The sequence below is a fragment of the Hydrogenivirga sp. genome (assembly GCF_056450045.1).
This window is the reverse complement of the sequence record NZ_JBWONM010000066.1, coordinates 1-8,350: the sequence shown is the minus strand read 5'-3', so window position 1 is coordinate 8,350 and position 8,350 is coordinate 1. Positions and strand designations below refer to the sequence as shown.

At 53.8% G+C, this 8,350-nt stretch carries 8 protein-coding genes and 1 pseudogene; 4 read left to right on the top strand and 5 right to left on the bottom strand.

What is annotated here, in order from left to right:
* Positions 1-971 (bottom strand): glucose-6-phosphate dehydrogenase (NADP(+)) (locus tag AC1HCM_RS02715; protein ID WP_479460240.1); only part of this gene is annotated, 971 nt, incomplete at its 3' end.
* A complete protein-coding gene (gene gnd, locus AC1HCM_RS02710) occupies positions 964-1,869 on the bottom strand; it encodes a phosphogluconate dehydrogenase (NAD(+)-dependent, decarboxylating) (protein WP_479460239.1) in 906 nt (301 codons plus the stop codon). The genes AC1HCM_RS02715 and gnd, both read right to left, overlap by 8 nt.
* A gap of 17 nt (positions 1,870-1,886) precedes the next feature.
* Between gnd and alr the strand changes: the two genes are divergently transcribed.
* On the top strand, positions 1,887-2,933 hold the full coding sequence (alr, locus tag AC1HCM_RS02705) for an alanine racemase (RefSeq protein ID WP_479460238.1): 1,047 nt from the start codon (positions 1,887-1,889) through the stop codon (positions 2,931-2,933).
* Here alr and AC1HCM_RS02700 read toward each other — a convergent pair.
* Together AC1HCM_RS02700 and alaS are read right to left on the bottom strand one after the other, a co-directional pair.
* Positions 2,926-3,159, bottom strand: a pseudogene (locus AC1HCM_RS02700) (c-type cytochrome); the annotation flags it as partial. The gene alr and the pseudogene AC1HCM_RS02700 sit on opposite strands and share 8 nt — an antisense overlap.
* A gap of 152 nt (positions 3,160-3,311) precedes the next feature.
* Positions 3,312-5,927, bottom strand: coding sequence for an alanine--tRNA ligase (alaS, locus tag AC1HCM_RS02695; protein ID WP_479460237.1), 2,616 nt, complete (start codon positions 5,925-5,927; stop codon positions 3,312-3,314).
* Between the two features lie 93 nt (positions 5,928-6,020).
* Here alaS and ffh point away from each other — a divergent pair, with 93 nt between their 5' ends.
* The 3 genes from ffh to AC1HCM_RS02680 are packed head-to-tail and all read left to right on the top strand — an operon-like array spanning position 6,021 to position 7,927.
* Positions 6,021-7,331 (top strand): signal recognition particle protein, encoded by a 1,311-nt coding sequence (gene ffh, locus AC1HCM_RS02690; RefSeq protein WP_479460236.1) that lies wholly within the window; start codon positions 6,021-6,023, stop codon positions 7,329-7,331.
* 36 nt (positions 7,332-7,367) lie between these two features.
* Positions 7,368-7,691, top strand: coding sequence for a 30S ribosomal protein S16 (rpsP, locus tag AC1HCM_RS02685; protein WP_479460235.1), 324 nt, complete (start codon positions 7,368-7,370; stop codon positions 7,689-7,691).
* Complete coding sequence (locus AC1HCM_RS02680; RefSeq protein ID WP_479460234.1) at positions 7,688-7,927, top strand: KH domain-containing protein; 240 nt, start codon at positions 7,688-7,690, stop codon at positions 7,925-7,927. Before rpsP ends, AC1HCM_RS02680 begins: the two co-directional genes overlap by 4 nt.
* A 25-nt stretch (positions 7,928-7,952) precedes the next feature.
* Here the strand turns inward: AC1HCM_RS02680 and AC1HCM_RS02675 are convergent, their stop codons facing one another.
* Positions 7,953-8,285, bottom strand: a complete 333-nt coding sequence (locus tag AC1HCM_RS02675) for a YraN family protein (protein ID WP_479460233.1) — start codon at positions 8,283-8,285, stop codon at positions 7,953-7,955.
* Positions 8,286-8,350: the final 65 nt, after the last annotated feature.

Here is an 8,350-nt window from a genome sequence, read left to right as displayed (position 1 = left end):
ACCTCCTTGAAGACTATAACCGCCTGGGTCTTCTTCTCCTTGAGCTTCTTTCCCGTTCTGAGGTAGAAGGGAACTCCCTCCCACCGGAAGTTGTCTATGAAGAGCTTCAGGGCTACGAAGGTCTCCGTCCTTGACTCCCTCCCCAGCTCCTCCATGTATCCTCTGTACCTACCCCTCACCGCGTAGCGGTCCACTTCAGAGACCGAAAATCTCCTTATTGAGGAGAGCACCTTGACCTTTTCATCCCTCACCCTCTCGGGGTCCATGAGGGCGGGCGGTTCCATTGACAGAAAGGAGAGTATCTGTAGAAGGTGGTTCTGAACCATGTCCCTCAGGGCACCTACCCTGTCGTAGTAGGAGGCTCTTCCCTCAAGTCCGAGGTCTTCCAGGGCGGATATCTGGATGTTGTCTATGAAGTTCTTGTTCCATATACCTTCAAAGATGTAGTTGGAGAACCGAACCGAGAGTATGTTCTGGATGGGAGCCTTGCCGAGGAAGTGGTCTATCCTGTATATCTCCCTTTCACTGAAGTAGCGCTTTAGCTGAAAGTTGAGCCTCCTTGCGGACTCAAGGTCAAAGCCGAAAGGCTTCTCAACCACAACCTTACGGGGATTTGAAAACCTCCTCAGGGTTGAGCCGAGGTTGAGTATAGCCTGCTCAAAGAGCTGGGGAGGCAGGGCTAAGTAGAATATCAGCTCTGTATCGGGCAGACCCTCAATCTCCTTGGCGAGCCTCCTGTAGTCCTCCTTGTTGGAGACGTCAAGCCTCAGGAAGCGGAAAACCTTCAGGAAGTCATCCCCAAGTTTTGTGATGTAGTCCCTTATCTTCTCCTCGTTCCTTCCCAGAGCATAGACAGCCTTAAGTTTTTTGAGCTTTCCCTCTTTAAGGAGCTTGTTCAGAACAGGGTAGAGCTTCCTGCGGGCGAGGTCCCCAGTCCCCCCGAGTATGAAGAAGGCTATGGGCTTATCCATCCTTTCTCTTCACCTCATGCCTCCCGAACTCATATCGCAGTGCGGCAAGGAGTCTGTCCCTGAAGGAGTTGGTCTGCCTTGACCTGAACCTGTTCCAGAGGGCGTCGCCTATGACCCAAAGGGGAACACCGAGCTCAACCGCCGTCTGAACCGTCCATCTGCCCTCTCCCGAGTCCTCAACTAAGGGCTCCAAGCCCTCAAGCCCCTGAAAGTCCTTAAAAGCCCTGTGGGTCAGCTCCATAAGCCAGGACCTTATCACGCTCCCCTTCGTGTAAACCCGGGCAACCTCCTCTAAGTTAAGGTTGTATTCGCTCTCCTTCATGAGCTCAAAGCCCTCCGCTATAGCCTGCATCATCCCGTACTCAATCCCGTTGTGAACCATCTTCACGAAGTGTCCGCTTCCAGGCTCTCCCATGTAGGCGTACCCGTCCCCTTCGTAGGAGAGGTCCTTAAAGAGCTCCTCTATCTCCCTGAAGACCCCTTCCTCGCCTCCCACCATGAGGCAGTAGCCCTGCTCTTCTCCCCACACACCCCCGCTCACACCCACGTCAAGGAAGTGGACGCCGATAGAGGAGAGCTCTCTGAACCTCCTGATAGATTCCTTGTAGAAGGAGTTCCCGCCGTCTATGACAACGTCGCCCTCAAAGAGCTCAGGCTTGAGAGAAGAGAGGACATCATCCACAGCCCCGTGGGGGACCATTATCCAGAGCAGTCTCCTGTCGGAGAACTCACCACAGAGGAAGCCGATATCTTCAAAAGGCTCAACTCCTCCCTCCTCCGCCCTTCTCAGGGATTCCTCACTCCTGTCGTAGCCGAGGACCCTCCAGCCCTTACGGACTAATCTCCTCCCTATACCGAGCCCCATCCTCCCTAAGCCGATTATCCCTATCTCCTTCACCACACTATAATTGTAATGTGATCACAAAGGAAGGCACCTGTCTGGGATGCAGGTCGGTTCTCAGGATAGACCGCTCCGCGGTGAGGCACAACGTAAGGGAGATTTACAGCTTCTCCGGCAAGAAGATAATAGCCGTTGTGAAGTCCGATGCCTACGGCATGGGTGTCAGGTTCGTGGCGCCCCTCCTCAGGGAGCTGGAGGAGGTTGAAGCCTTTGCGGTAGCCTGCACGGAGGAAGGGGTTTTCCTGAGGGAGCTCGGAATAAAGGAGGAGATACTGATCCTTGGGGGAGTTCTCCCAGAAGAGATAGAGGCTGTAAAGGAGTACGGGCTAACGCCCGTCGTCTCAGACCCAGAGCACCTCAAGGTCATAGGGAAGGAGGAGATAAGGTTTCACGTCAACTACGACACCGGGATGGGTAGGCTTGGCTTCATTGAAGAGCTCCTTGAGGACCCAAGGATAACGGGGATTATGAGCCACCTCTCCTCTCCCGCCGACAGGGAGTTTTCCAAAAAGCAGATAGAGAGGTTCTCAAGGATAGTGGGCAGATACAGGGGAAGGGGATTGAAGGTTCATCTTGAGAGCTCCGCTGGGGTTGTTTATAGAGTTCCCTTCACAACCCACGTCAGGGTGGGTTTAGCCCTCTACGGGGAGAGACCCCTAAAGGATTACCCGATAAATCTGGAGCCTGCGGTCAGAATACTCACAAGGATAATTTCGGTAAAAGAGGTGCCCAAGGGACACCCGATATCCTACGGAAGGACCTTCGTAGCTCCCAAGCCTATGAGGATAGGCGTTGTAGCCTTCGGTTATGCGGACGGGCTCATGAAGAGCCTATCAAACAGGGGATACCTCCTCTACGGGAGCTCAAAGCTACCCATACTGGGGAACATAACGATGGACATGACGGTAGTCGGTCTTGAGGGAACCCGGGCAAAGGTCGGAGACTGGGTCACGGTGGTTGGGAAGGAGAGGACCTTCGGCGATCTGGCAAGGGAGGCAGGGACCATACCCTACGAGCTGATGTGCAACGTATCCAGCAGGGTCAAGAGGGAGCTCATTTGAGGGAAAGTATCCACTCTGCCAGCTTTTTAGCCTCTTCCTTAGAAACGGGCTGGGGGGTCATGGGTATGCTACCCCACTTCCCCATGCTTCCCTTAGTTATGCTCTTCACAAGCTCCTCAACGGCACCCTCTTTCCCGGCGTACCTCTTGGCTACCTCTACGTAGGCTGGTCCAACCTTCTTCTTCTGTATATCGTGGCAGGCGAAACAGCCCTTGCTGTCAGCCAGGGCGTAGGCTCCGCTCTTGGGTACCTCCTTCTTCTCAACCTTAGCCTTCTCCTCTTCGGGCTTCTCTTCCTTAGTCTCCTTCTTTTCACAGGAAGCGAGCATCAAGGCTCCGGCAAAGAGAGCTCCGGCGATGGCTATCTTTCTTCTCACGCTCAACCTCCTGAAAGCTCCTTGAGCTTATCCCTTAATATTTTAACAGCCTTATCAACACCCGAAGGGTCACTTCCACCACCCTGTGCCATATCCTCCCTTCCTCCGCCTCCTCCCTTCAGAGCCTTTCCGAGCTCCTTAATTAGTTCGTTAGCCTTGAGCCTATCGGTCAGTCCCTTTGAAAGGGCAACGACCGTTGTAACCTTACCGTCCTTCTCTGATACAAGGAAGACCACGTCCCTTCCCGTCTTGTGCCTCAGCATGTCGGCGAGGTTCCTCAGCTCCTCGGCACCGACGTCCCTGAACCTTCCCCAGAAGAGGGTGTAGTCGCCGACCTCCTCCCTCCTCACTGAGCTCTCTATCTGGGAGCTCAGGAGCTCCTGTCTCAAGCGGGCTATCTCCCTGTCCTTTTCCTTCAGCTCCTCCTTGAGGGAATCTATCCTCCGGAGTATCTCTTCCGGTTTTGCGTTTAGGGACTGCCCTATGTCCTCAAGGAGGGCATGCTCCTCAAAGGCGCTCTCAACAGCCCACCTCCCCGTCTGGGCTACAAGCCTTCTGACCCCCGCACCCACGGAGGATTCGGAGATTATCTTGAAGTAGCCTATGTCACCAGTCCTTGATACGTGGGTGCCTCCACAGAGCTCCTTTGAGAAGTCTCCGGCGGATATAACCCTGACCCTGTCCCCGTACTTTTCCTCAAATATCGCCACAGCCCCGCTCTTTATCGCCTCCTGATACTCCATCTCCTTTACCTGAACTGGCATGTTCTCCCTTATCTTTTCGTTCACGAGCGCCTCAATCTCCTTCAGCTCTTCCCTTGTGAGCGCCTCAAAGTGGGTGAAATCAAAGCGAAGGTACCTGTCCGCAACGAGGGAGCCTGCCTGCCTGACGTGCTCTCCGAGAACGTTCCTCAGGGCTGCGTGGAGCAGGTGGGTAGCCGTGTGGTTTCTCTTTATATCCTCCCTCCTCTCCTTATCTACCCTTGCCATAACCCTATCACCAACCCGCAGGGTTCCCTTAAGGAGCTTACCTTTATGCACCACAACACCCTCAACGGGGCTCTGGGTATCCTCCACCTTGAAGAGGGCTCTGTCGGTCTCAATTATTCCCGTGTCTCCCACCTGTCCTCCCCTCTCAGGATAGAAGGGGGTCTCCCTCAGAACGAGCTCCGCCTCCTGTCCCTCGGATATCTCAGAGACGAGCTCCTCACCCCTGACTATGCCTATGAGCTCGGTCTCGTACTCTGTATGGTCGTAGCCGACGAACTGGGTGGTCTTGCCTATCTCCCTCAGGTGCTGATAGACGGGGAGAACCTTCTTAGCCTCAACCTTGAAGTGCTTTCTTGCCCTCTCCCTCTGCTTCTCCATCTCCCTCTGGAAGCCAGAGAGGTCTATGGTCAGACCCTTCTCCCTGGCTATCTCCTCAATGAGGTCAAGGGGAAAGCCGTAGGTGTCGTATGCCATAAAGACCTCCTCTCCCCTGAGCTCCCCTCTTCCTTCCGCCTTAGCCTTTGCGATGAGCTCCTCCACAGCCTGCATGCCCGAACGCAGGGTCCTTATGAACCTCTCCTCCTCTCCCCTGACTACTCCCTTTACAAACTCCCTGCTCATCTCAAGCTCGGGATAGGGCTCCTTCATTATCTCAACAACGACATCTATGCCCCTGTGAAGGAAGGGCTCAACGACACCGAGCTTGTATCCAAACCTCAGGGCTCTGCGGAGTATCCTCCTTATCACGTACCCCCTGCCCTCGTTTGAGGGTAGAACCCCGTCAGAGATCGCAAAGGTCAGGGCTCTCAGGTGGTCTGCTATCACCCTCAGAGCTACGTCTCCCTCGTAGCTGCTCCCGTACCTTACACCCGATACATCCTCACCGAACTCTATGAGGGGGTATATTATGTCTATCTCGTAGTTGGTCTTCGTCCCCTGAAGGACGCTCGCTATCCTCTCAAGCCCCATTCCCGTATCTATGTTGGGCTTAGGTAATGGGGTGAGGTTCCCCTTTTCATCCCTGTTGTACTGCATGAAGACGAGGTTCCATATCTCAAGGTACCTTTCCTCTCCTTCGTACTCCTCCCCTCTGTCAACGTATATCTCAGAAGAGGGTCCGCAGGGTCCCGTGTCTCCCATCTGCCAGAAGTTATCCTCCTCCCCAAGCCTCCATATCCTCTCGGAAGGAATTCCTACGAGCTCGTTCCATATCCTGTAAGCCTCCTCATCGTCCCTGTAAACGGAGATGTATATCTTCTCATCGGGGAGCTTGAGAACCTGTGTAACGAACTCCCAGGCGTACTCTATAGCCTCCCTCTTGAAGTAGTCTCCGAAGGAGAAGTTCCCAAGCATCTCAAAGAAGGTGTGGTGCCTTGAAGTGTAGCCCACCTGTTCAAGGTCGTTGTGCTTGCCCGAAACCCTGAGGCACTTCTGACAGGATACAGCCCTCGTGTAGGGTCTCTTCTCAATGCCCAGGAAGACGTTCTTGAAGGGAACCATGCCCGCGTTTACGAATAGGAGGGTAGGGTCGTTCTCGGGAACGAGGGGAGCACTCTTGACCCTTTCGTGTCCTTTCTTCTCAAAGAAGCTCAGAAAGAGCTCTCTGATCTCGTGTGCGCTCAAGCTCATGGCATTTAAATTATATCTTCTGAGAGGATTTCCAAAGGGTCCAGGTCATGGGTGCTTTGGCAGACCCCGGGATTTAGCTTATACTTTAATATCATGCTTGAGCTTCTTACCGAAAAGTTTAGCGGAACCCTTTCAAAGCTCCAGAAAGCAAGAAAGCTCACCGACAAGGTGATAAACGACGCCCTCAGAGACATAAGGCTCGCCCTCCTTGAGGCTGACGTTGACTACGAGGTAACCAAGAGGTTCCTCAAGAGGGTTAGAGAGAGGGCGCTCTCTCAGGAGGTCAAGAAGAACCTCTCTCCGGCGGAGCAGGTGATAACTATAGTCTACGAAGAGCTTGTTGACCTCCTCGGAAGGGAGAAGGAAGACCTCAAGAAAGGAACGGTTCTGTTTGTGGGTCTTCAGGGGACAGGAAAGACAACCACAATCGGGAAGATAGCGAACCTGCTTAAGAGGAAGGGGTTCAAGGTTGCCGTTTCCTCAACGGACGTTCGCAGACCCGCAGCTATGCTTCAGCTTGAGAGGCTCGCCCAGAACATAGGGGTCCCCTACTACTCCCACGAAGAGGGGCTGTCCGCCGTTGAGATAGCCAAAAGGAGCAGCCAAAGGGCGAGAGAGGAGGGCGTTGACTACCTTCTGCTTGACACCGCCGGAAGGCTCCACGTTGATGAGGAGCTCATGGAGGAGCTCAGGAGGATAAAGGAGGAGACCAAGCCCTCCGAGATAATCTACGTGGCGGACGCCATGCAGGGGCAGACAGCCCTTGAGACAGCCAAGACCTTCCACGAGCTACTCGGGCTCACGGGCGTTGTCCTGACAAAGATGGATGGAGATGCGAGGGGAGGCTTAGCCCTCTCCGTTAGGGAGACCATTGGAGTTCCCATAAAGTTCGTCGGTGTAGGAGAGAAGGTTGAAGACATAGAGCCCTTCTATCCAGACAGGGTCGCCCAGAGGATACTCGGGCTCGGTGATATCCAGTCTCTTGTGGAGAGGGCACAGGAGGTAATACCTGAGGACAAGGCACAGCACATCTCCACAAAGGTTCTCGCCGGCGACTTTGACCTTGAGGACCTAAGGGAGATGCTGAGAATGATACAGAACATGGGTCCCCTTGACAAACTCCTTGGCATGATACCAGGTGTAGGAGCTCAACTGAAAAAGGTTAAGGTTGACGACAAGCAGTTCAAGAGAATTGAAGCGATCATAAACTCAATGACCCCCGAAGAGAGGAAGAACCCTCGTATAATAAACATGAGCAGGAAGAAGAGGATAGCCAAGGGGAGCGGTACGAGCATATCCGAGGTGAACAAGGTCCTGAAGAGATACGAGGAGATGAGGAAGATGATGAGGAAGCTCAAGGGCGCCGGCGGTATGCCCATGCCAAAGTTTCCCTTCAAATTCTGATATAATAATTGGCTCAGGTTTTCAGGAGGACAGAGAATGGCGGTAAGGATAAGACTCGCGAAGTTCGGAAGGAGACACCACCCGATATACAGAATAGTGGTGATGGATGCGAAGTCCCCGAGAGAGGGCAACTACATTGACATCCTCGGAACTTACGATCCAAAGAGGAAGGTTCTCCTTGACATAAAGCCCGACAAGGTCAAGGAGTGGGTTGCGAAGGGAGCCGAGATAGCAGGTCGGGCAAAGTCAATCCTTGATGTGGCTGGGGTCCTTAAGGAGGCTGTTCCTGAAGGTTGCGAGCTCAAAAGAGTAGGTGATTACTGGGTCCTGAAGAAAACCAGCAAGGAGGTGCACGGATGAGCGCTATGAAGGAGATAGTTGAGACAACCGCAAAAGCCCTCGTGGACAATCCCGACAAGGTTCAGGTCACAGAGATAGAAGGCGAGAAAACCATCGTCATTGAGCTCAGGGTTGACCCGGCTGAGCTCGGGAAGGTTATAGGTAAGCAGGGAAGGATCGCCAGGTCCCTCAGGACCCTGCTCTCAGCGATGGGCAGGAAGACTGGAAAGAGGGTCGTTCTGGAGATCCTTGAGTGATAAACACCCGCCTCCGGCGGGTCCTTTACCAGAAACTTACATTTCTGTAGTGCTCAACCCTTTCACCGAGGATCACCACCAAGTCTATCCTGAAAGGAAGATCTAAAGAGCTCTCCTCCAAGAACCTGAAGGCGCACCGCACTATCCTGTCAAACTTCTTCGGTGTGAGCCTCTGGGCTGGATGACCGAACTCCTCATCCACTCCACCCTTGACCTCAACGAAGACGAGCTCATCCCCTTCTCTCGCAACGATATCAAGCTCACCGAAGCCGCAGTGGTAGTTTCGCGCGAGTATCTCGTAGCCGAGTCCTCTCAGGTATTCGCAGGCTGTGTCCTCGTAGCTACTCCCCCTTCTCATCAAGCTCCCTCAATATCTCTTCGGGGGTAACGCTCGCCGTTCCGAACTCACCCACGACTATGCCT

Bases quoted from the DNA above. Each gene is read 5' to 3' on its own strand.
- alaS (WP_479460237.1), bottom strand. From the start codon at position 5,927: ATGAGCTTGAGCGCACACGAGATCAGAGAGCTCTTTCTGAGCTTCTTT.
- ffh (WP_479460236.1), top strand. From the start codon at position 6,021: ATGCTTGAGCTTCTTACCGAAAAGTTTAGCGGAACCCTTTCAAAGCTC.
- rpsP (WP_479460235.1), top strand. From the start codon at position 7,368: ATGGCGGTAAGGATAAGACTCGCGAAGTTCGGAAGGAGACACCACCCG.
- AC1HCM_RS02680 (WP_479460234.1), top strand. From the start codon at position 7,688: ATGAGCGCTATGAAGGAGATAGTTGAGACAACCGCAAAAGCCCTCGTG.
- AC1HCM_RS02675 (WP_479460233.1), bottom strand. From the start codon at position 8,285: ATGAGAAGGGGGAGTAGCTACGAGGACACAGCCTGCGAATACCTGAGA.